Below are 21179 nucleotides of genomic sequence, written 5' to 3' on the forward strand. Positions count from 1 at the left end.
TACATACAGCGAAGTATACACAACTTGCCGCTTGCGACAAAAAGCACCGCGCAAAGCGTGATGTTTAATCTTATGAGCTGCTTGTTATTGGTGGGCGAAACCCGTTAATCTGAATCGGCTTGCTGCCCGGCTATTGTTAGTTCGGCCAGGCAGAGACACACCAATGACAGGGCTACCGCCGTAGCAACCTAGCTTTGATGAGGTGATCGCATGTTAATGACAGTGATTATTACTCTGGTTGTCGTCGTAGGGGTTGCCGTATTTATGGTTGCACCCGCGATGAAGGTGAATAAAGCGAACAGTGTGGGAGGTGACGAATCGTGAAACGGATGACCGTTGTGCCGTAAAACCGGCGCTAAGTGAATACCGCCAAGCGAAAGTGAAAAAGCCTGGGTTAGTGAGCGGCACCCGGGCTTTTTATTGCATTACAGCAATTACACGTTTTTGCGTTCTACCCTTTCTTCGCCCCAATATAATTGGTCGGCATTCGTTTTGCCAAAGGCAATTTGCAGCGCTTCATCGCTGCCTTCTTGCCAAATTTTTTGCGCCAGGATCTCATCATTACCTGCCAGTTCAAAAATTGCTTCAGCGATCTCGACAGAGGTTTCGCGTACCGTTGCCCACGATTTTACATTGTGATTTGCCATCACTCTTCTCCGGTTTAGTTTTAGCTGATGATGGATTCAGTATAGGCGAAACGCTGCTTTCCTATTGGCGTTGAATGCTGAATACGGCCGGAGAGGCCACGGTTGCATGGCTTTGAGGCGGCAAAGTATTGGGCTGCGTGATATTCTGTGCGGCGTTTGCCTAGAGAGGAAGTATGTTATGTCTGATACATTAAGCAACGATCAGGAGTTCGTGTCCGATCTGGTCGCTTGTCAACTGGTCATTAAGCAGATCCTGGACGTGATTGATGTGATTGCGCCGACCGAGGTGCGTGACAAAATGTCCAGCCAGCTTAAAAATATTGATTTTTCGACCCACCCCGCAGGGGCCGATCCTGTGACCAAGCGGGCAATTGAAAAAGCCATTGCGCTCATCGAACTTAAGTTCAAGCGTGATTAAGCCAGATTAACGCATTGTGCGACGAAGCGGTGGTGCGCCACATCAGCCACCGTTTCTATTTTCTTCCTTCCCCATTTCTTTGCCCCGTAACACACCCTTTGCCGTTTGCATCCCTGCCGATTAACTAGCGCAACGGTGCGTGCGCCAGCGTGAACCCTTTTGGCACGAACCGCGTGGAGAGAACGCGGGTATCGTTTTGGTTCCGGTTTTGTGTCAGGTGCAGGTGTTCCAGCGGTCGATTTCTTGGTACGCCTGACTACTTCGCTATTTTTGCAAAGCTGATTTTAGTGTCATGGTTAACAAAGTGTAATAATAATTTAAAATTAAATGATTTACTCGCTAATTAAATAAGCATCAAATAGGAAATATCATCACACAAGGAAGGGATATTTGATGTTAACCAGAAGGCAACTCCTGATTTCAGGGGCATATTTAACCGGGTTTGCCGTGCTCAACCCCGTTCTCTCATGGGCGAAAATGCCCTCTCAATTCAGTGATAGCACTTCTTTTTATCAGCTTTCTTTGCTGCTTACCGGTCGGAAACAGTTGAGCCCGTTGGTTGCACAAAGGGCCCTCGATTGCCTTTGCTCAGAGGATGCGCAGTTTGTGGAAAAAATGCGCCAATTGATGAACGTCATGTCTGTTGCGAACATTACTCACGCGGATCAACTCTTGGGGCATCGGATACTGACTGATGACGAAACCCAGAATACCGTGAAGAAAATTGTTTCAGCCTGGTATCTTGGTTTTACCGGTACACCCATTCCCCTGCGGTCGGTCGATAACACCCGTTTCGTGACCTATACCGATGCCCTCATGTACTCCCCAACGTTAGACGCCACCGTTATTCCAACCTATTCACGCGGTCATACCAATTATTGGACGCAACCGCCCGTAACCCGAGAAAACGATTAATTAACGCTTCTTTTTATGTGAGCCAAACATGACTAAACAATATGATGCCGATGTTATTGTGATCGGTTCGGGTGCGTTAGGGAGCAATGCCGCGCATACCTTAGCCCAGAAAGGGCGTTCAGTAATAATTCTTGAAGCCGGTGAAAGAATTCCACGCTGGAAAATTGTCGAAAATTTTCGTAACTCCCCCAAAAAAGGCAACTATAACTCGCCTTATCCTAACGCACCGTGGGCGCATCATTCTTATGATGAACAGTACATCGAAAATACGGGCTCCTTCGATTTCCGCCCCGGCATGTTAAAGCTGGTTGGGGGAACAACCTGGCACTGGGCCGCTGCTTGCTGGCGTTATCTTCCTAACGATATGAAGCATAAGAGCCTGTATGGCGTGGGGCGTGATTGGCCGATGGAATACAGCGAGCTCGAGCCTTTTTATCAGCAAGCTGAAGAGGCGTTAGGGGTGTGTGGCAGTAATACCGACGATCAGAGCGGCCAGGCAGGGTTGCCGTTTCCACCGCGTTCCAAACCCTATCCGATGGAGCCCGAAGGGGAAACCTATCTGTTTCAGCGTGTAAAAAGCCGCCTGAGTCCAGCCGGTTACCATTTTATCCATGAACCCAACGGCCGCGCGACCCGGCCCTATGACGGACGCCCCGCCTGTAGCGGTAACAATAACTGTATGCCGGTTTGCCCGATAGGTGCCATGTACAGTGGGGAAACCCATGCGCAACACGCGCAAAAGGCCGGGGCCCAATTGCTCACCGATGCTACCGCGTGGAAATTGGAAAAAGGAACGGGCGGTAAAATCGTCGCCGTGCATGTGCGCAGTTCGAAGGGAGAAGACACACGTCTGACGGCCAAATATTTTATCGTGGCCGCACACGGTCTGGAAACGCCCAAGCTGCTGTTGCTCTCCGATGTGGCTAACGGTTCGGATCAAGTGGGGCGTAACTTGATGGATCACACCGGTATGGGGCTGCAATTCTTGGCCGATGAACCCGTTTGGCCGGGGCGTGGGGCGGTGCAGCAGGGCGGTATCTTTAACTATCGTGACGGCGATTTCCGTAAAAGACACGCCGCGATTAAGCATGCGCTATCCAATAACGTTCCCAATATGGCGGTGGCGCAGCGATTGATCGCACAAGGGGTTATTGGCAGTGAACTGGATAAGCAAATTCGCCATCAGGCTGCGCGCTGGATCGATGTTTCAACCGTGTTTGAAATTTTGCCGCATGCCACCAACACCGTAAGGCCTAGCACTACGCGTAAAGATGCATTAGGTATTCCGATGCTTACCGTTCATTACGAGGTTGATGACTACGTAAAAGCAGCAAAGCAGGTAGTGGACAACGATTATAAAAAATTCGTCGGGTTGATGGGTGGCACGCTGATTGAAGACAATACCGGTTGGCAAAATCGGGATCACCTGATGGGGACGGTGATTATGGGCGATAACCCGCAGAGTTCGGTGGTTAATCATGAGTGCCGAACATGGGAACACGACAATTTGTTTCTCGCCACCACCGGCGTCATTCCCGCATCGGGGGTGATTAACCCAACGTTAACGGGTGTCGCGTTGAGTATTCGTGCGGCTGCAATCATCGATAAAGAAATATGAGCTGAGGCAATGATGAAAACCACACTAAGGCTTTTAAGCGTTGCCGTACTGGCCGCCGGTTTTTTCAGCACGGGCTCGGCACTGGCGACGGAAACTACGCCTCAGCAAGTGATTAAACGCGGTGAATATCTGGCGCTGGCTGCCGACTGTGGCGCATGTCACAGCCCAGTTAAGGCAGGGGCACCTTTTGCTGGCGGTTTTGCCATTGATTCGCCCATGGGGCGGATCATTTCCAGCAATATCACGCCGTCAAAACGCTTTGGTATCGGGAATTATAGCGAGCAACAGTTCGCTGACGCGCTACGTAAAGGCGTGGCTGCCGATGGGCGTAACCTTTATCCCGCGATGCCTTACACGGCGTATCATGGCTTAAGCGATGAAGATGTCCATGCGCTTTACCGCTATTTTATGCAAGGGGTGAAACCGGTCGATGCTCAGCCCTCTGCGAAAACGCAGCTGAGTTTCCCGTTTAATCTTCGTCAGGTTATGTGGGTCTGGAATCTGTTATATCGCAGCGACGCGCCGTTTGAGAAACAGGTGGGCGTGAGCGATACGCTAAATCGGGGTAAGTACTTGGTTGAAGTGCTTGGCCATTGCAGCACCTGCCATACGACACGCAATATGATGATGGCCGAAGATAGCAGCCAAAATCTGGCCGGTGGCGCACTGGGCGGCTGGTATGCGCCCAATATTACCCCGGCTAACAGCGGCATTGGGCGCTGGAGTCAGCAGGATATTGTGACCTACCTTCGAACCGGGCATGTAGCGGGCAAAGCGCAGGCGGCGGGGGCAATGGCAGAGGCGGTGGAGAAAAGTTTCCGCTACCTTAACGAGGAGGATCTCAATGCTATCGCGCTGTGGATAAAACAGATCCCCGCCATCGAAACACCGGTTGCCGTTAAGGTGGGCAGGCCAATCGCCGCGAACGACATGAATATGGTACTCACTGGTCAAAGCAGCCAGTCCGCGTTGGCGGACAGCAGCACCACCGACGGCGCTAAATTGTATAGCGGTGCGTGCGCCAGTTGTCACGGTATTGGCGGGCAGGGAACGAAAGATAACTTTTATCCTTCGCTCATCAACAACACGACCGTGTCTCATGTTACGCCGCAAAATCTGGTGATGGTGATTGCGCAGGGCATTGAGCGCAAAGGCAGTGATAGCGATGTCGCGATGCCGGCGTTTGACCAACAAATGAATGATGCGCAGATAGCCGCCGTGAGTCGCTATGTACGCCATCAGTTTGGCAATATCGATGAGACGATTACGGCTGAACAAGTTAACGCGATACGTAACGGCGGTGATACGCCCTTTATCGTTCGCTACGTTAATTACTTGCTCGCTAGTGGCGGGATCGTCGTCTTACTGCTTGTGTTGGCATTATTACGTTGGAGAAGAAAATAATACGCGGTTGCGCTTGTGCCGAGTTCTGTACCAAGGAGAGGAGGAAGCACTGCGGCGTTGCCGCAGTGCTGATTATGCTGCAGGTATGCTCTTGTTTAACATAGGGCAATCAGAAATACCGATAATGCCGTTGTTGCCATGAATAAACTGAGCGATCACCACGTTGCGCGCCGTTAAATATTTACACTGTAATCCCAACCCACCTACGTTCTGGTTGCTGCCAATCAGTATGCCATAGCCAGAAAAAAGCAGGACGCCATACAACACGGCTAACACGAGCGCCAGTTTGATTAATTTACCCATCTCGACTCCTATTGGTTCTTATACTGTTGATATAGCCATGGCGGCTAATCAGAAGCAACGGCAACATTCTGAAAAGCATCATTGGCAAAAGGAATCTAAACGACGAGTTAAACTTCGTTTAAGTTTCGTATGGTATTCTGGTAAGAACTTAACAAGATAACAATGAGGCTGCTAAGTTTGTTGCGAAATAAAATTCTGATGATCGTGGCGACCCTGCTGGCAGGCCTACTGTTGTATCTGCTTGCGCTCGACAGCTATTGCGATCAAGGCGGTAATTTTACCTTGGGGGTTTGTTCAATCACCCGGTTGGTGCCATGGTAAAGCCAGTACAGAACAATTTTGCACAAGGATGTTCGTGTTTGTCGTGGGAATGGTAAGATATAAGCCTGTTTTTAGCCGTAGTAGGATAGTCCATGTTTGATTTAGGTTTTAGCGCGTCCGGGCTCATCTCTTGGGTGATTGCGCCGCTTGCGCTCATCGTGGGGCTGTGGGTGTGGTTTATGGTCAACCGGGCTAGCGTGCGCGCCAACGAGCAAATTCGGCTACTGCAGGATATTGCTGACCAACAGCGTCAACAAATTGCACTATTGAAAAACATGGTGCATAACGCGCGTGGCGATAACGTCCCGTTAGATGATGACGATCTCAGTCCGGTGTTGGATTTCAAAGGTTTTATCCCCGAGCGTTAACCGCGCCTCCATTTGGTGAGAAGGTTAAGGACACGTTGGTTATCTCAGTTTCAGTTTTAACCGCAAGGCCTTCTCACCATTCCCCTAATGTACCCCGTTCAATGGCTTATTACCCGCCAGCTCTCCGTTGAGGAGATGCTGCACCCGCACTTAACATCATCGTGTACAGATCACCTCAATATGATAAAAACATCAGCATGGATAATGTAAAAAAGCAGTGAACTGTCATAAAACTGTCGTATTGTCGTCGTATGGTAGCGCGAACCTTACCAAAGATGGATTGAGCTGATGATTAAATGGTATGAAGAGAGCGACGCCGAGGTTAACCGCAGTATTGCCTTGATCACCGGAGAAAATCCGGATAAGTGGTATCCTTACGGCGGCATGAAAGGTAAAGATTATTGTAAAAATCCTTCCGACGCTTGGCCGATCATTTGCGCCCATAAAATTAGCCTTAACCCGGATAACCAAAGTGATACGCCGCAATGGCAAGCGCGCATCTCGACGTCAATGGGTGAGTGGCAAGCGGATAGCAGCAGCCCATTAAGAGCGGCGATGATTTGCTTTCTACTCAGTCAACAAAGCCAACAAAACCAAGACACCGCACGCTGAAACTGACGTTCTGATAACCCATTAATGTTTTCCATAATTAGACAAGGGAACTGTCTCTGGCGGAGCCTGTTTATGAAGCGCATTATTAAAGGTGATAAAAACTTGTCTCATTTGGTGGTTGCTCATGCGGCCATTGACCATCACGCTAAAAGCTTCGGCCAGCGCCGAGAGGGCTGGCCTTCAACCTATCTGATTAAATATCAAAATGACTGTGTGGCTGTTGAAGTCGTGACGCGCCGACAATCGTACGTCGCGACGTTGATGATCGGCGCGCGTAACCTGAGCAAACTGTGTGGCCTGCCGGGCTGATAGGCGACGCCATTCACAACCATTGCTGCCCAAATTAGCGCCCGATCGCGATGCTGTCAGGCGCTAGTCCTTGATGCTTCCGGGGTTAAGTGTTAAAAAGCCGCCCGCAGATACATTTATTGATTGGCTAAATCTTGCCCACTAACGGCAAGGTATGTTGCCATATGAGGATAAGATGGGCGGTCAGCAGCAGGATACCCCGCTAAAACGCGGTTTAAAAAACAGACACATACAACTCATTGCCCTTGGGGGCGCCATCGGCACCGGTTTATTCCTGGGTATCGCCCAAACGATTCAAATGGCCGGGCCTTCGGTATTGCTGGGGTATGCGATCGGCGGTTTTATCGCCTTTTTGATCATGCGCCAACTGGGCGAAATGGTGGTGGAAGAACCAGTCGCCGGATCGTTTAGCCATTTTGCCTATAAATACTGGGGCAATTTTGCTGGCTTCCTGTCTGGTTGGAACTACTGGGCGATGTTCATTCTGGTCGGCATGGCGGAGTTGACTGCGGTGGGTATCTATATCCAATACTGGTGGCCAGAGATCCCCACTTGGGTTTCCGCAGCGGTGTTCTTCGTGCTGATTAACCTGATTAATTTGGTTAATGTGCGAATTTACGGTGAAACGGAGTTTTGGTTTGCCATCATCAAAGTTGCAGCGATTATGGGTATGATCGTATTTGGCGCCTACCTGCTGGCAAGCGGCAGCGGGGGGCCGGAAGCCGACATCAGCAATCTTTGGGCGCAGGGTGGATTCTTCCCGTATGGCGTTGAAGGGTTGGTGATGGCGATGGCGGTGATCATGTTCTCATTTGGCGGCTTGGAAATGGTGGGTATTACTGCCGCAGAGGCGGCCGATCCGCGGCACAGTATCCCGAAAGCCACCAACCAGGTGGTGTACCGGATTTTGATTTTTTACATTGGATCGCTGACCGTACTGTTGTCACTTTATCCATGGGGTAAAGTGGTGGAGGGCGGTAGCCCGTTTGTGATGATCTTCCACGCACTCAACAGTAATCTGGTGGCGACTATTCTGAACGTTGTGGTGCTGACCGCTGCGTTGTCAGTGTATAACAGCGGTGTGTATGCCAATAGCCGGATGCTGTTTGGTTTGGCAACTCAGGGTAATGCGCCGAAAGTGCTGACTCGCGTCAATAAACGTGGCGTACCGGTGCTGTCTATTGCCTTATCAGCCTTAGTGACGTCGATTGGTGTACTGATTAATTATGTGATGCCGGGAAAAGCTTTTGAGTTGTTAATGGCGCTGGTGGTTTCGACGTTGGTCATTAACTGGGTGATGATTTGTTTGGCGCATCTGAAGTTCCGTGCGGCGAAGAATCGGCAGGGGGTCATCCCACACTTCAAAGCGTTATGGTATCCGTTCGGTAACTATTTGTGTTTGGCGTTTTTGTCGATGATTTTGGTGATTATGTATCTCACCGAAGGAATCCGTATTTCGGTCATGCTGATGCCGGTGTGGCTGATGGGGCTTTGGATTGGTTTTATGCTAACGCGTCGTAAGGCCTCACCGGGTAAGAAAGCACAACGCAACCGCGCGTAGACAACATGAGGAGGCGGGTTATCGCCTCCTCATCGTGCTAACTGCGTGGCATAAAGGCGTTACCGTGGTGGCGACCGCGGCCCAGCACTTTTCTGCACAACAGCAATAGCGTGGTAATGATGTCAATCGCGACCACGCTGAGCATCAATAACCCCAACACGAAAAAGCTCACCAATGCGCCAGTCAGCGCCATTAATGCGGTAGGGATGCGTATACGGCGTAGTTTCATGACGGCATACATTTTCCAATATTGAATTTTTGCCAGTATCGCGCTGCGGATCTTGCCCCTGCGAACACGCGATTGGCGTGATGTAGAACGGCCCATAACTTCTCCTTCTCTGATTGTCCTGACAAGTAAAACATAATGATCTTAAGAGAGGCTTAACGGGCTCTTGTTGGCCTTTGACTGCTCTTGGGGAGTCAGACAACGGGATAAGCAAAAAGGTCAGATAAATTGAGTGCTGTTCATCAGGCGGTAAACCTTTTAACGTGGTCACAGCAATCGTGTGCCCTTTGGAGGGGCTGTCATGGGGAAAATAAGTGAGTAAAAGGGTAAACAATCGCTATTACGACGCCAATAAGCCGCATCACACGCCGCACGGCTTTCGTAATCTGGAGCCTTCACTACGTCAGAAAGGCGATCTGCAGCGCTGGCAGGATGAACGTAAAAAACAGGGACTCCCGAAGCCGCCACGTGGTGGTTATCAGCAGTTCACCGCTAACTGGTGGCAATCTGCCGATCTCAGTGGTGAGCATGATTGCGTTTGGTGGTTAGGGCATGCTGCGCTCTTACTGCGTTTGAGTGGGCGTTATGTGCTGATTGATCCCGCCTTGTCACCGCGCGCTTCACCGCTAAGTTTTTATGGGCCAAAGCGCCGTACGCCGCCGCCACTCAAGGTGCGGCAATTGCCAGCGGTGGATGTCGTGTTGATCTCGCATAATCATTATGATCACCTTGATCGACGTACGGTACGGCAACTGATCCAGCGTTTTCCTAACGCCACGTTTATCGTGCCGCTGGGCTTGAAAAACTGGTTCCGGCACTATCGTACCACGCGTGTTGAGGAGCTGGATTGGTGGGAAAGCCGATCATTCGGTGATATGACCTTCCATGCGACTCCGGCACGCCATTGGAGCATGCGTTCGCTCTGGGATCGAAACCGTTCATTGTGGTGTGGTTGGGTGATCCATCATCCGAATCTGCGTTTTTACTTTTCTGGCGACAGCGGTTATTCCGAGCGGCTGGCGGATATTGGCGAGCGACTAGGGCCTTTCGACCTGGCGGCGTTACCGATAGGTGCTTATGCACCACGTTGGTTCATGCAAGAACAGCATATGTCGCCGGAACAATCAGTCAGGCTTTATCAACAATTAAAGCAGCCACGCGTTATTCCTATTCACTGGGGAGTATTTGAATTGGCTGATGAGTCGCTGGATGAGCCGCCGCAGCAATTAAAACAGGCATTGAGTGCAGCAGGAATACATCATCATCAATTTGATTTACTCAAAATAGGGCAGCGTATTGAACTTGGTGCTAACCCCGAATGGGTAGGCTGATGCTTTTGCCCTCAGCCTGTTACGCGGCCTCTCGTACGGAGGGGCTGTTGCTTGCCGACGGGAGCGGAACATATTGAACAGCCGCGTAACATTATTTATCAATAATAACTTTGCTTCAGGATTAATCATAAAGTTAATTATCACTCTTTAACATTGATATTACTTATAACAAATCGTACGTTATCTAAATTAATGTATGAAATATAATATAGATTGCCATTTATTGTTTTCATTAAATAAATATACAGGTGGTTGATATATAATGGCACGCACGTTCTCTTCTGGTGCGTTATTCTGCAAAAATGCATGCTTATGCACCGATGTGGGGCGGTGGCTACCACATAAAGCGGGGGTGTCATCTGCTCGACATAGACTTATGGTAGGGCGCTGGTCGCACACTGCATAGTGTTCAGCGTGTTTCTCCTGCCGTTCATCGCTATAGATCAATACATACCAAAACTCATAAAGATTCAAATTTTTTAATGTTCTAAGCGTCGATGCGCGGTATATGCGGCTGATCACAACGCGTGAGTGGTTGACGATTTTGCCAGATTTCAGTCAGGATGCGCCGTGTTGCGGTACATGTTATAAAGCAGAAAATAGAGAAAGCTTCAATAGATTTTAGTCTATTTATACCATTGTTGCTCTCGACCGTTTCAATTATGTGCGACACGTCCACCAGTGATTAAAAATGGCTTGCCATCGAATACAGAGTATGTGATAACGCATCTGGGTAAAACGAGGTACAGTTCTGTATATGTGTGGCATTTTCAGTAAAGAAGTTCTGAGTAAAGACGTTAGCGTTGAATACCGCTTCTCTGCCGATCCTTATCTTAGTGCCTCAAGCAGTAACGACTCTAGTTTGTCTATGTAACGCCTACGGGCGGTTTAAACAATCCAAAGGAAATACTCAAGATGGCAAAGATCAAAGGTCAAGTTAAGTGGTTCAACGAGTCTAAAGGTTTCGGTTTCATCACTCCAGCTGACGGCAGCAAAGACGTGTTCGTACACTTCTCTGCAATTCAGGGTAACGGCTTCAAAACCCTGGCTGAAGGCCAGAACGTTGAGTTCGAAATCCAAGATGGCCAGAAAGGCCCATCTGCAGTAAACGTTACTGCTATCTAAGTTGCGTTAGCTGTACAAAAAGCCCGCTTTTAAGCGGGCTTTTTCGTTTGCGTTATTCAGCCGTAATGATAATCCCTGCATACTGATTACGCCCTTTGATGCTCGGATGGTGCGGATCTTGTTGGCGTCGATGACTATTGCGGCGAAAACTGGTGTATTTAAAGTGCTGTGGTAGGTGCGGATCGCTGTTTGGCGTACAGATAGTACAACTGCCTACGGTGTCGACGGCAGCAAACCCGAGCGCTTTCAACTTGTATTCGGCGATCGCCGTCAGATCAAGGTATCGGTATCGTGGGCTGATCAGTGTGGCGGGCAGTGGCAACCGCTGTTTAAATTGGTCAACTAACGCTTCATCCACCTGATAACAGCAGGCGCCGGCCGCCGGACCAATCGCTGCCACCCAGTTAGCGGTTGAGTCATCCTGTTCAATCCGTGCCGCCATTTCTTCTAAAATACCGTCCAGTAACCCCCGCCAACCCGCGTGTACGGCAGCAATTGCACCACCGTCATTACGGCTGAAAATGACCGGCAGGCAATCGGCGGTAAGTATGTTAAGCAAAATGCCGGGCTGAGTTGTATAAACGCCGTCAGCGTCACCACAGGCTTGCGCAGGATGAAGCACGTCAACAATGCGTGTGCCATGTACCTGCACCTTCTCCGGCTGGGTAGTGAGGTAGGGTTGCAGTGGTGTCGGCAGCAGAGCACTTTTATTACCGAAACCGTGTTTAATGGTCGGGATGGCGCTAAGCAAGGTAGAATGATCGGTCATAATTCTGAAGTAACCTGTTTAGGGGCAGAATTTCAGTGTAGCGGGCTTTTTCCCCGCTTGGCTAGTGTCGATGGGGATGTATCTTGCATCACGGTCTGGGCTTATTTAGACTAATCGCGCCCGCATTCTCTGGAAATTAATTCATGTCTTATGTTTGCCCCCTGTGCCATCAACCGCTTACTTTTGTTTATCCGCAATGGCGTTGTGAGAACAATCATCAGTTTGATTGTGCGAAAGAAGGGTATGTTAACCTGTTGCCCGTGCAGCATAAACGCTCCAAACAGCCAGGCGACAGCGTGGAGATGATGCAGGCGCGGCGCGCATTCCTTGATGGCGGTTTCTATCAGCCTCTGCAGCAACGTGTCGCGCAATGGCTAAGTGGTGCACTGAGTGACGACGCGCAATCGCTGTTAGATATTGGCTGTGGCGAAGGTTATTACACCTCAGCGGTAGCCGGGGTGCTTAACCAACAGCGAGCAATGACGGTTTATGGGTTAGACGTTGCGAAAGTTGCGGTTCGCTATGCGGCGAAACGCTATCCGGCGGTGTCGTTCTGTGTGGCATCAAGTCATCGCCTGCCGTTTGCTGATGGCGCGTTGGATGCGGTTCTACGCATTTATGCGCCCTGTAAGGCAGAGGAGTTAGCACGCGTCGTTAAGCCTGGCGGTGTGGTGATGACGGTATCACCGGGGCCACGGCATTTATATCAGTTAAAAGAGCTGATATATCAACAGGCGCAGCAACATGCTGAGTTAGACGAGACGTTGCCGGGGTTTGAACTGGAAGGCAGTGAAAGCTTGGCATATCCGATGTCTCTGCCGGGTGAGCAAGCGGCTAATTTATTGCAAATGACGCCGTTTGCCTGGCGAGCAACACCTGAGGTTCAACAACGCTTACGCGCGCAAGAAAACGTTTTCTGTGAGGCGGACTTCGCGATTAGGGTGCATCGTCGTCAGGGCTAACGGGTTGGCCGGTGAGCGACGTGGCGGTTATTGCTGTATTTTTGCGTTATCTGGTTAGGCACATCTCATTATGAGTGGGCGCAGCGTACGCTACGCCCTTGGTAAGTTTTGGCTAACGATGCGGGTGAATATTTGGCGGTCAGCGAGTTAAGCCAGATAACCCAAGTGTTCAAGCAAGATATTCACGCCAATGCCGATCAAGACGACGCCACCAATAATTTCTGCACGTTTACCCAATATCGGGCCGATAAAGCGGCCAATCATCATGCCCAGCGTGGCCATAATCATAGTGGCGCAGCCAATCGCCATCGCAGTATGCACAATGTTTACCTGCAAAAAGGCCAAGCCAACCCCGATGGCCATCGCGTCGAGGCTAGTCGCAATGGCGGTGGCAACCAGCACCCAGAAACCATGTCGTTTTACTTTGACGGTTTCTTCAGGCCGATTGCGTACGCCTTCGACGATCATTCGCATACCAAGAATAAACAGCAGGCCGAAAGCGACCCAGTGATCCCACTCCATAATGTGCTGGCTGGCATAGAACCCTAATGCCCAACCAATGAGCGGCGTAATGGCTTCGATGACGCCAAAGATAATACCGGTGCGGAGTGCTTCACGAAAGCGCGGTTGATGCAGGCTAGCGCCTTTGCCGATTGACGCTGCGAATGCGTCCATAGACATGCCAAAAGCCAGAATAAGTGTTGCGGAAAGATTCATGTGAAATAGTCTCGGCCGGGCGGCTCCATACACACGTAACCCACCCCCAACCAAACGACGGAGTTACGTGCCTATGGTCTCGCCAAACCTTTCAGGCTGCCCGCACCACGTTTCAGACTGCAAAACGAGTATGTTGATACGGGCGTTTCTGGTCATGATTATCCAGAAACCGGCTACTCCCCAATGACGGGCGCAACCATACCATAATATTTTTTACGGAGACAACGTTTAATTTCACTTGTTGCAAAAATGAAAGTGATAATTATTTTCAATTACGGTATTGGACGGTGCATTAATTGAAATAGTGACAGTATTATTGCGGGAATAATAAACAAAAAAAGCACCTTTCACGCTTATTTATTAATCTAAATACGCGTTTTTTTAGCATTTTTGTTGAGGGGTTTGTTTTTATTTGTTGATTTTCAATGAAAAAATTATAAATTCGTTCAAGATCGTCTAAATGAGTAACGTGAATTAATAAGCGTCGCTGTTCCAGAGTGATCGCTAAAACGCCGTCTTCCGATAAATTCATGGCAGTTATTCTTCGATATTCAATAAAGGTATTTGCATAGAAAAACCCTTGTGCTTTGAATAACAATTTAGGCCAGCGAATATAGGAAATATAAATTGCAACGAATGATAATGATAAGAGTAGCCATGTTGTTAACGGCTGGCCATGGTTGGTGATGTTGTGATACAGCAAAATTGCCAGCAACACCACGAAAATCAGGCAATCGACGCGGTTGCTGCGTTTAAGTTTAATGCTCAGCAGGGTTTCACCTTTCATCCGCGCCATACCAAACTCATCATAAAACGCATAGGCCAGTAACAGCACGATGAAAACAACCAGTGCAATATCCGTCAGCGACATCTGTTCAACCTCATAATAAAAAAGCCGGGGGTTTCCCCCCGGCGGTCAGGCGACGTTACAGACCCAGCAGGCCAATCCAGTAGCCGAAGATGCCGATCACAAAGAAACCCAAAATGATCCACAGTGCGTTGACTTTTCGACGCAGCAGCCACATACAACCGAAGGTCAGCAGCAGTGGGATCAGACCTGGCATTAACTGGTCAAGAATGGTTTGCACCGTGGTGATGGTGGTATGCCCGGTCTGATCGGTAATTTCAGACACGACGAGCGGGATATTGACGTGCGTCCATTTGTTAACCAGTGCCCCCATGACAAACAGGCCGAGAATAGACGCTCCTTCCGTCAGTTTTTGCAGGAAGCCGCCGCCCATATCATTAACAATATCAGCGCCTTTGCGATACCCGTAGGCAACGCCGTAATAACGCACTAACAAACGCACCACGTTAAACAAGACGAAGAATAGAATCGGCCCCAACAGGCTGCCGGTCATGGCGATACCGGCGCCCAGAGCGGCAAAAACTGGCCGCATGGTGCCCCAGAAAATCGGATCGCCGACGCCAGCCAATGGGCCCATTAAACCGACTTTGATACCGTTGATGGCCGCATCGTCGATAGGGGCGCCGTTCGCACGCTGTTCTTCCATCGCCAGCGTCACACCAAGGATCGGTGCGGCGACGTAAGGATGAGTATTAAAGAATTCCAAATGACGTTTGATCGCCTGTTTACGTTCATCATTGTTCTCTGGATACAGCCGACGGATAGCAGGCACCATGGAGAAGCAAAAACCGAGCGCTTGCATTCGTTCGAAGTTCCACGAACCCTGGAACAGGTTAGAGCGCATGAATACGCCGCGAACATCGGCAGGCGTCAATTTCTTTTGAGTTGTAGTGGTATCAACCATTTCTCTCACCTATTCCTAGTCCAATTCGTTATCAAGATCGTTGGGTTTAGCGGCGCCACTCGGAACCACCTGCGGCTTGTTGTATTTCGGACTGAGTTGGATGTACAGCACGGCCATGACCACGCCGATCACCCCCAAAGCCACCAGGTTGAAATTGGTGAATGCCGCGGTGACGAAACCGGCATAGAAGAAAGGCATCAAATAGCCGGCCCGCATCATGTTGATCACCATGGCGTAACCCACGACGACGATCATGCCACCTGCGATGTTCAGACCGGTGGTCACCACTTCAGGAATCGAATTGAGCAGCGCATGAACGCCCGCGGTGCCCACCGAAACTGCCACGATAACGGCGGGAATCGCTATGCGCATGGCTTGCAGCAGTAAAGCGGAGATATGTATCCAGGTAATAGCACGCAGGCTACCCCGTTCTGCCGCACTGTCAGCGGCATGTTGGAAGGCGACGGTGAGCGTACGCACGATTATGGTCAACACTTGACCGGCGGCGGCCAGCGGGATAGCCAGTGCGATGCCGGCGCCGACGCTTTGCCCGCCAGCGATAACCAAAATGGTGGAGATGATTGATGCCAATGCGGCATCCGGTGCTACCGCAGCGCCGATATTCATCCAGCCGAGGGCAATCATTTCAAGCGTACCGCCGATAATGATACCGGTTTTCATATCACCGAGAATGAAGCCAATCAGCGTACAGGCGACCAGCGGGCGGTGGAACTGAAATTCATCCAGCACGGAACCCATTCCGGCAATACATGCGACGATAAATATCAGCACAATCTGAAGAGTGGTGATCTCCATTGTACTTCTCCTATAACTAAGCGCTCTGAGTAAGTGTAATGACTGGCGGTTGCCATTAATTAAGTTTGTTTATCAGATCCATCATTTTTAAACGTGTGTCGGACGACACTTTACGAACTTCCAATTCAATACCGCGGTCGTTGAGTTTTTTAAACGCCTCGATATCTTGTGCGTCAACCGAAACGGCATTATTAACCTGGGTTTTACCTTGGCGGAATGCCATACCACCGATGTTGACCGATTTGATATCCACGCCTGCTTCGACCAAGCGCCAAACATCGGTTGGATTAGTGAATAGCAGCATGACGCGGTCGTGAGCATATTTAGGGTTATTCCACACGCGAATGGCTTTAGCGACATCAACCACATGGGCGCTGACACCCGGCGGGGCGACTTGGGTTAACAAGGTTTTACGTACATGGTCGGCCGCGACTTCGTCACTGATGACAATAATGCGACTCACGTTGGTTTCTTTGGTCCAGCGGGTCGCGACTTGGCCATGTATCAGGCGATCGTCAATCCGTGCCAGACCGATTTTCATGTGGTCATCGGGGCCTAATGGAGCCGGTGTTACCGCGGCTGCGGAAGGCGGGGAGGCCGGTTGTTCAGCAGGCTTTGCCCGTTGTTCTTCCGGTTTTTTTAGTGCTTTCACTCCCTCACGGCCGGTTTCTAAGGCCAGTGCGACCAGTTGATCAAAGCCTGGGTTGTCATCGCGGGCCATGAATGTCTCAACCAACATCGGAATGTTAACGCCGGTGATAACCTCATAGTTGGTTTTATCAACGGCAATGCGACTGGCCGCGTTGAATGGGCTGCCGCCCCATGTGTCAACCAGGAATAAAACGCCCTCATTGGCATCTAATTCACTGAGTTTGCCGTTATACTTTTCAATTAGTGTTTCGGCGTTTTCACCGGGAACGAAATCGATAAAGGCGACGTTGTCTTGTTCACCTAATAGCATTTCCGCTGTTTTCAGCAATTGTTCCGCTGCAGCCCCGTGAGTGCCGATGATAATAGCTATTGCCACTCGCTACCTCCTCATTAAACTTCAGGCACGGATTGTGTCGTCTTCGCTACCTTCCTGGCAGTCACTTGCGTTATTCAGATCCATTATGGTGGAAATTTAAAAACGCACATTGGGTATTAGTCGCGCAGTATCAAAAACCTGAGCGCGGAAATTCATCTGTGCGTCATTTATTTTAGTGATCGAAAAAATAATTTATGTGACGACGCTCGGCTATTACGCGTTAAGATTCCTCTCGAGGTACCAACGCCAACAAAAAAGGTGCAGAACTTGTTTTAAAAGCGTGTTGACGGTAAAAAAAATCCTGATACAGTGAGTTTCTCTTTCATTACTCAGGAGTGAAGGGCATTAGCCCACCCTATGGACCGTCATCGAAGTTGCTGCTTTTCAAGGTTGTTCCCGCCCTCTGCCGGCGTTATATGTTGCTCACGACCACTCAGTTATTCCTCGCTAATTCAGTCCCAATTTAACTCATCTTCTGCGTCTGACGCGCCGCGCCTGCGTGCGATCTCGCAATCCTGTCTTTGTTTCGGAGTCTGATAAATGGAATTCTTAATGGACCCCTCAATTTGGGCGGGGTTATTAACCTTAGTGGTATTGGAAATTGTACTGGGTATCGATAACCTGGTATTTATTGCCATTCTTGCGGACAAACTACCGCCAAAACAGCGGGATAAAGCGCGTATTCTTGGTTTGTCGTTGGCGCTGATCATGCGGTTAGGCTTGCTATCAGTGATCTCGTGGATGGTGACGTTGACCACGCCGTTGTTTAGCGTCGGTGGATTCAGCTTCGCTGGCCGTGATTTGATCCTGCTGTTTGGTGGCGTGTTCTTACTCTTTAAAGCCACGACGGAGTTACATGAGCGTCTTGAAGGGCAACCGCATCAGGCCGGCGGCAACCGGGGGTACGCCAAGTTTTGGGCCGTGGTGGTGCAAATCGTCATTCTTGATGCCGTTTTCTCGCTTGATGCGGTGATTACTGCGGTGGGTATGGTGAACGATCTGCCGGTGATGATGACAGCGGTAGTGATTGCGATGGTTGTTATGTTGATCGCCTCCAAACCGTTGACGAATTTCGTTAATGCACATCCGACTATCGTGGTGTTGTGTTTGAGTTTCCTGCTGATGATCGGTTTAAGTCTGATCGCGGAAGGATTTGGCCTGCACATACCGAAAGGTTATCTCTACGCGGCGATTGGTTTCTCGATACTGATCGAACTGTTCAACCAGATTGCACGCCGTAACTTCATTAAACATCAGGCGCGCCGCCCAATGCGCGAGCGTACCGCTGAGGCGATTATGCGACTGATGGGGCAGCAGCGAGCCCAGCAGCAAATGGCCGAGGACTTGCCTCAACCAGTGGATGAAACCTTCGCTGAAGAAGAGCGATATATGATAAGCGGCGTGTTGACGTTGGCCTCGCGCTCGGTTCGTAGTGTGATGACCCCGCGAACCGAAATATCGTGGGTAGATTGCGACGACGCAGTAGAAGAGGTTCGCGCGCAGTTACTGGATACGCCACACAGTCTGTTCCCGGTCTGTCGTGATGAATTGGACCACATTGTTGGGGTAGTACGAGCCAAAGAGTTGCTGGTGGCGCTGGAACAAGGGGATGATATCGCCGAGTTTGCGGCTCGAACCCCGCCTATTGTGGTGCCGGACACTATGGATGTGATCAACCTGCTGCCGGTGCTTCGCCGTGCGAAAGGTCGCCTGGTGGTGGTTTCCAATGAGTTTGGTGTGGTGCAAGGTCTGGTGACACCGCTAGATGTACTGGAAGCGATTGCCGGTGAATTCCCTGATGAGGATGAAACACCAGACATTGTGGTCGAAGGTGACAGTTGGCGAGTGCAGGGGGGAACCGATGTACACACCTTGGAGCAGGCACTCAACTGTGACAATTTGGTCAGCCCGACATCGGATTATGCCTCATTGGCCGGCTTGCTGTTGGCACACTATGGACAGATGCCGGTAGTGGGTGATGTGCTGGAACTCAATCAGTTACGATTTGAGATCCTTGAAGCGTCTGATTACCGCATTGAAATGGTTCGTATCAGTAAAGTTGTTCCGCCTGTCGACGAGCACGCGTAACTTGCTAAGCCGGGGGTCAGACCTCCGGCTTATTCTTCGGCTGGTTTTGCCGTTCCTCAGGCCGATGCACCGCTCTTTGGCGCGCTTCATGTTGTTGTAGCCATCGCGGGAAAACCGTTATGGGCATCGGCTTGGCAAAATAATAGCCCTGCATAGCATTCACCTCGCGCGATCTCAGGTAAGCGGCCTGTTCAGCCGTTTCCACACCTTCTGCAATCAGCTTTAATTTTAATCGATGCGCCAAGGTGATGATGGTATCGGTGACGGTGGCATTAATCGCGTCAGTGCCTATGGCCGCGGTAAAACCGCGATCGATCTTCAAGACGTCAGGACTGAGGTTTTTCAGATAACTTAATGAACTGTGGCCGGTGCCAAAATCATCGATTGCCAGGATAATGCCGAGTGATTTTAACGCGTTGATTTGTTCGTGCTGGGTTTCAGATAGCGCAGAACGCTCCGTCAGTTCAAGCATTAATGAAGGCATTGGGTTTGCCGGCAACCAAATGTTGCGAATATCTTCCATAATTCCCTGCGAATTAAAATGCTCGGCGGCGACGTTAATACTGATGTAAAACGACGGCCGAGGTGGAAATAATGGCAAGTGGTCTACCACGGTTTTCATCAGATAACGCGTTAGCGCAATAATCAGACCGTGTTTTTCAGCCAACGGAATGAATACGTCCGGTGATATCCAACCCTGGCGTTTATTCTTCCAGCGCAGCAGCGTTTCTACACCAATGCAGCGCCCGGTTGTACCGTTGATAATCGGTTGGCAGTAGACGCGGAACTCGCGGCGGCTAATGGCGTGGCTGATGTGATAAGACAGGCTCATTCGGTTGGCGGTAACCAAATAACTGACATAGGCAGTCAGCAAACTAATTAACAATGCCAATGGGAGATGGCTGGGTAGCTCAGCGAGCGCCAGTGAACGGGGTGTGGGGCCAAACAGCGAAATGGAAAAGGGATAAAACCGGGACGTAGCGGTATAACGCAGATCGTCTGTCAATAAGTCGGCACGCACAATTTCACGTCCACCATAGGCTAAGCTGTTGCCTGCAACGTTTAACACCACGCTCTGCGCGAAAGGTGGTTGCGGCTCTAGCAAGAAATTAGCCAGCAACTCAATATTAAATACGTGAAGTATGCCCTTGATGCTAGTGCTGGATTGTGGTGTCCACATAATTAGGGTTGGCAACCCCTTCTCGACAACGACGGAGGGGCGCAGCGCCAGTTGCGCCCCTGCACGTTTATCCATGTGTGGGAAAAGGTTGGCGAATTGATAATGGCGCTGACCAAATAGGCTGGAACAATAGATATCACCCTCATCGACCAGTAACAACGATCGCAACGCCTGATTCTGCGCTGCCTGAAAACGCAGGGTTGAAGTCACTAGCTCACAGCGCTGACCAATGAGGGGCATGATGCGTTTGGCTTGTAGGGCTGCGGGTTGTAGCAAACTATCCAGTTTATTGATGGTTCGAGAGACAAAAGCCTGCTGGGCCTGTTCAACGGCTTTAACTTGTTGATAATAGCGAATATAAAGTGACACCAACAGCACCACCACGCCAACTGAACCGGCCAAGAGCCAGCGGTAGTAGCGGTACTTTGCAACGGCAAGTTGGGTCAACAACATCGGGTCAATCCTTGTTGGCTAGGCCAGCCTGACGCCAGCATCCGGCTATGCCCTAGAGCACATTCACGGCTAATTCTAGCCTGTCATCGTTAAGCCTTGATGGTAACGCAATAAATTATTTCAATTTCGATAAACAGAAGGGTAATTTATGGGTTAAATCGCGGATAGCCGGAGGGATTAAAGTGGTTTGTGTGCGGCATGGTGGGCTGGGCAGGCGTAAGCTTTTGATTTATCGGT

At 50.1% G+C, this 21179-nt stretch carries 23 protein-coding genes, 1 pseudogene and 1 riboswitch; of the genes and pseudogenes, 14 read left to right on the plus strand and 10 right to left on the minus strand.

The window, feature by feature from the left end:
* Positions 1-434: 434 nt before the first annotated feature.
* Positions 435-647: a YccJ family protein gene (locus ACQKDS_RS05310; protein ID WP_399666428.1), complete on the minus strand. Its 213-nt coding sequence runs from the start codon at positions 645-647 to the stop codon at positions 435-437.
* Positions 648-825: 178 nt separating this feature from the next.
* Here ACQKDS_RS05310 and ACQKDS_RS05315 point away from each other — a divergent pair, with 178 nt between their 5' ends.
* The 4 genes from ACQKDS_RS05315 to ACQKDS_RS05330 all read left to right on the plus strand — a co-directional run bounded on the left by ACQKDS_RS05315 (position 826) and on the right by ACQKDS_RS05330 (position 5002).
* A complete protein-coding gene (locus tag ACQKDS_RS05315; RefSeq protein WP_399666426.1) occupies positions 826-1065 on the plus strand; it encodes a DUF2766 family protein in 240 nt (79 codons plus the stop codon).
* Between the two features lie 393 nt (positions 1066-1458).
* Positions 1459-1980, plus strand: a complete 522-nt coding sequence (locus ACQKDS_RS05320) for a sugar dehydrogenase complex small subunit (protein ID WP_399666423.1) — start codon at positions 1459-1461, stop codon at positions 1978-1980.
* Positions 1981-2008: 28 nt separating this feature from the next.
* On the plus strand, positions 2009-3598 hold the full coding sequence (locus tag ACQKDS_RS05325; RefSeq protein WP_399666420.1) for a GMC family oxidoreductase: 1590 nt from the start codon (positions 2009-2011) through the stop codon (positions 3596-3598).
* 9 nt (positions 3599-3607) lie between these two features.
* Positions 3608-5002 (plus strand): c-type cytochrome, encoded by a 1395-nt coding sequence (locus ACQKDS_RS05330; RefSeq protein ID WP_399666417.1) that lies wholly within the window; start codon positions 3608-3610, stop codon positions 5000-5002.
* 72 nt (positions 5003-5074) lie between these two features.
* Here ACQKDS_RS05330 and ACQKDS_RS05335 read toward each other — a convergent pair whose 3' ends face one another.
* Complete coding sequence (locus ACQKDS_RS05335) at positions 5075-5305, minus strand: YobH family protein (protein WP_399666414.1); 231 nt, start codon at positions 5303-5305, stop codon at positions 5075-5077.
* Positions 5306-5467: 162 nt separating this feature from the next.
* On the opposite strand from ACQKDS_RS05335, the gene mgrB reads away from it, so the two are divergent.
* The 5 genes from mgrB to ACQKDS_RS05360 all read left to right on the plus strand — a co-directional run bounded on the left by mgrB (position 5468) and on the right by ACQKDS_RS05360 (position 8476).
* Entirely contained in the window at positions 5468-5626 is a 159-nt protein-coding gene (gene mgrB / locus ACQKDS_RS05340; RefSeq protein WP_399666411.1) for a PhoP/PhoQ regulator MgrB, read from the plus strand.
* A 92-nt stretch (positions 5627-5718) separates the two neighbouring features.
* On the plus strand, positions 5719-5994 hold the full coding sequence (locus tag ACQKDS_RS05345) for a YebO family protein (protein ID WP_399666408.1): 276 nt from the start codon (positions 5719-5721) through the stop codon (positions 5992-5994).
* Positions 5995-6282: 288 nt separating this feature from the next.
* Entirely contained in the window at positions 6283-6606 is a 324-nt protein-coding gene (locus ACQKDS_RS05350) for a phage protein NinX family protein (RefSeq protein ID WP_399666406.1), read from the plus strand.
* A 72-nt stretch (positions 6607-6678) separates the two neighbouring features.
* On the plus strand, positions 6679-6915 hold the full coding sequence (locus ACQKDS_RS05355; protein WP_399666403.1) for a DUF4060 family protein: 237 nt from the start codon (positions 6679-6681) through the stop codon (positions 6913-6915).
* A 175-nt stretch (positions 6916-7090) separates the two neighbouring features.
* Positions 7091-8476, plus strand: coding sequence for an amino acid permease (locus ACQKDS_RS05360; protein WP_399667078.1), 1386 nt, complete (start codon positions 7091-7093; stop codon positions 8474-8476).
* Between the two features lie 37 nt (positions 8477-8513).
* Here ACQKDS_RS05360 and ACQKDS_RS05365 read toward each other — a convergent pair whose 3' ends face one another.
* Entirely contained in the window at positions 8514-8801 is a 288-nt protein-coding gene (locus tag ACQKDS_RS05365) for a hypothetical protein (RefSeq protein ID WP_399666400.1), read from the minus strand.
* A gap of 215 nt (positions 8802-9016) precedes the next feature.
* Here ACQKDS_RS05365 and ACQKDS_RS05370 point away from each other — a divergent pair, with 215 nt between their 5' ends.
* The 3 genes from ACQKDS_RS05370 (at position 9017) to cspE (ending at position 11158) form a co-directional block, all read left to right on the plus strand.
* A complete protein-coding gene (locus ACQKDS_RS05370; protein WP_399666397.1) occupies positions 9017-10033 on the plus strand; it encodes an MBL fold metallo-hydrolase in 1017 nt (338 codons plus the stop codon).
* A gap of 757 nt (positions 10034-10790) precedes the next feature.
* Positions 10791-10907: a DUF2627 domain-containing protein gene (locus tag ACQKDS_RS05375; RefSeq protein ID WP_002211058.1), complete on the plus strand. Its 117-nt coding sequence runs from the start codon at positions 10791-10793 to the stop codon at positions 10905-10907.
* 41 nt (positions 10908-10948) lie between these two features.
* Complete coding sequence (gene cspE, locus ACQKDS_RS05380; protein WP_002221949.1) at positions 10949-11158, plus strand: transcription antiterminator/RNA stability regulator CspE; 210 nt, start codon at positions 10949-10951, stop codon at positions 11156-11158.
* A gap of 52 nt (positions 11159-11210) precedes the next feature.
* Here the strand turns inward: cspE and ACQKDS_RS05385 are convergent, their stop codons facing one another.
* Positions 11211-11927 carry a polyphenol oxidase family protein gene (locus ACQKDS_RS05385; RefSeq protein WP_399666394.1) on the minus strand — a complete coding sequence of 239 codons (717 nt, stop codon included), beginning with the start codon at positions 11925-11927 and terminating at the stop codon, positions 11211-11213.
* 143 nt (positions 11928-12070) lie between these two features.
* On the opposite strand from ACQKDS_RS05385, the gene rlmA reads away from it, so the two are divergent.
* Entirely contained in the window at positions 12071-12889 is an 819-nt protein-coding gene (gene rlmA / locus ACQKDS_RS05390; RefSeq protein ID WP_399666391.1) for a 23S rRNA (guanine(745)-N(1))-methyltransferase, read from the plus strand.
* A 147-nt stretch (positions 12890-13036) separates the two neighbouring features.
* Here rlmA and mntP read toward each other — a convergent pair whose 3' ends face one another.
* From mntP to manX, 5 genes and pseudogenes are all read right to left on the minus strand, one after another.
* On the minus strand, positions 13037-13606 hold the full coding sequence (gene mntP, locus ACQKDS_RS05395; RefSeq protein WP_399666388.1) for a manganese efflux pump MntP: 570 nt from the start codon (positions 13604-13606) through the stop codon (positions 13037-13039).
* A gap of 12 nt (positions 13607-13618) precedes the next feature.
* Positions 13619-13800: riboswitch (yybP-ykoY riboswitch) on the minus strand.
* 221 nt (positions 13801-14021) lie between these two features.
* Positions 14022-14477 (minus strand): annotated as a pseudogene (locus tag ACQKDS_RS05400) (DUF986 family protein); the annotation flags it as partial.
* 55 nt (positions 14478-14532) lie between these two features.
* Positions 14533-15378: a PTS mannose transporter subunit IID gene (locus ACQKDS_RS05405; protein ID WP_399666385.1), complete on the minus strand. Its 846-nt coding sequence runs from the start codon at positions 15376-15378 to the stop codon at positions 14533-14535.
* A 15-nt stretch (positions 15379-15393) separates the two neighbouring features.
* Positions 15394-16194, minus strand: coding sequence for a PTS mannose/fructose/sorbose transporter subunit IIC (locus ACQKDS_RS05410; protein WP_399666382.1), 801 nt, complete (start codon positions 16192-16194; stop codon positions 15394-15396).
* Between the two features lie 55 nt (positions 16195-16249).
* The gene (gene manX, locus ACQKDS_RS05415; RefSeq protein ID WP_399666380.1) at positions 16250-17221 is read right to left on the minus strand and encodes a PTS mannose transporter subunit IIAB; all 972 of its coding nucleotides are present in this window, start codon (positions 17219-17221) and stop codon (positions 16250-16252) included.
* Between the two features lie 540 nt (positions 17222-17761).
* Here manX and ACQKDS_RS05420 point away from each other — a divergent pair.
* On the plus strand, positions 17762-19309 hold the full coding sequence (locus ACQKDS_RS05420) for a TerC family protein (protein WP_399666377.1): 1548 nt from the start codon (positions 17762-17764) through the stop codon (positions 19307-19309).
* Between the two features lie 16 nt (positions 19310-19325).
* On the opposite strand, the gene ACQKDS_RS05425 is transcribed toward ACQKDS_RS05420, so the two are convergent.
* Positions 19326-20942: an EAL domain-containing protein gene (locus ACQKDS_RS05425; protein WP_399666375.1), complete on the minus strand. Its 1617-nt coding sequence runs from the start codon at positions 20940-20942 to the stop codon at positions 19326-19328.
* Positions 20943-21179 lie beyond the last annotated feature (237 nt).

Source organism: Serratia sp. NPDC078593 (assembly GCF_050268245.1).
Lineage (GTDB): Bacteria > Pseudomonadota > Gammaproteobacteria > Enterobacterales > Enterobacteriaceae > JBNNGK01.

What these genes read in the sequence shown, in the direction of transcription:
- ACQKDS_RS05335 (WP_399666414.1), bottom strand. Translation starts at nt 5,305, where the DNA reads ATGGGTAAATTAATCAAACTGGCGCTCGTGTTAGCCGTGTTGTATGGC.
- ACQKDS_RS05315 (WP_399666426.1), top strand. Translation starts at nt 826, where the DNA reads ATGTCTGATACATTAAGCAACGATCAGGAGTTCGTGTCCGATCTGGTC.
- ACQKDS_RS05325 (WP_399666420.1), top strand. Translation starts at nt 2,009, where the DNA reads ATGACTAAACAATATGATGCCGATGTTATTGTGATCGGTTCGGGTGCG.
- ACQKDS_RS05425 (WP_399666375.1), bottom strand. Translation starts at nt 20,942, where the DNA reads ATGTTGTTGACCCAACTTGCCGTTGCAAAGTACCGCTACTACCGCTGG.
- ACQKDS_RS05355 (WP_399666403.1), top strand. Translation starts at nt 6,679, where the DNA reads ATGAAGCGCATTATTAAAGGTGATAAAAACTTGTCTCATTTGGTGGTT.
- cspE (WP_002221949.1), top strand. Translation starts at nt 10,949, where the DNA reads ATGGCAAAGATCAAAGGTCAAGTTAAGTGGTTCAACGAGTCTAAAGGT.
- mntP (WP_399666388.1), bottom strand. Translation starts at nt 13,606, where the DNA reads ATGAATCTTTCCGCAACACTTATTCTGGCTTTTGGCATGTCTATGGAC.
- mgrB (WP_399666411.1), top strand. Translation starts at nt 5,468, where the DNA reads ATGAGGCTGCTAAGTTTGTTGCGAAATAAAATTCTGATGATCGTGGCG.
- ACQKDS_RS05365 (WP_399666400.1), bottom strand. Translation starts at nt 8,801, where the DNA reads ATGGGCCGTTCTACATCACGCCAATCGCGTGTTCGCAGGGGCAAGATC.
- ACQKDS_RS05420 (WP_399666377.1), top strand. Translation starts at nt 17,762, where the DNA reads ATGGAATTCTTAATGGACCCCTCAATTTGGGCGGGGTTATTAACCTTA.
- ACQKDS_RS05385 (WP_399666394.1), bottom strand. Translation starts at nt 11,927, where the DNA reads ATGACCGATCATTCTACCTTGCTTAGCGCCATCCCGACCATTAAACAC.
- ACQKDS_RS05320 (WP_399666423.1), top strand. Translation starts at nt 1,459, where the DNA reads ATGTTAACCAGAAGGCAACTCCTGATTTCAGGGGCATATTTAACCGGG.
- ACQKDS_RS05350 (WP_399666406.1), top strand. Translation starts at nt 6,283, where the DNA reads ATGATTAAATGGTATGAAGAGAGCGACGCCGAGGTTAACCGCAGTATT.
- ACQKDS_RS05375 (WP_002211058.1), top strand. Translation starts at nt 10,791, where the DNA reads ATGTGTGGCATTTTCAGTAAAGAAGTTCTGAGTAAAGACGTTAGCGTT.
- ACQKDS_RS05310 (WP_399666428.1), bottom strand. Translation starts at nt 647, where the DNA reads ATGGCAAATCACAATGTAAAATCGTGGGCAACGGTACGCGAAACCTCT.
- ACQKDS_RS05410 (WP_399666382.1), bottom strand. Translation starts at nt 16,194, where the DNA reads ATGGAGATCACCACTCTTCAGATTGTGCTGATATTTATCGTCGCATGT.
- ACQKDS_RS05405 (WP_399666385.1), bottom strand. Translation starts at nt 15,378, where the DNA reads ATGGTTGATACCACTACAACTCAAAAGAAATTGACGCCTGCCGATGTT.
- ACQKDS_RS05330 (WP_399666417.1), top strand. Translation starts at nt 3,608, where the DNA reads ATGATGAAAACCACACTAAGGCTTTTAAGCGTTGCCGTACTGGCCGCC.
- ACQKDS_RS05360 (WP_399667078.1), top strand. Translation starts at nt 7,091, where the DNA reads ATGGGCGGTCAGCAGCAGGATACCCCGCTAAAACGCGGTTTAAAAAAC.
- rlmA (WP_399666391.1), top strand. Translation starts at nt 12,071, where the DNA reads ATGTCTTATGTTTGCCCCCTGTGCCATCAACCGCTTACTTTTGTTTAT.
- ACQKDS_RS05345 (WP_399666408.1), top strand. Translation starts at nt 5,719, where the DNA reads ATGTTTGATTTAGGTTTTAGCGCGTCCGGGCTCATCTCTTGGGTGATT.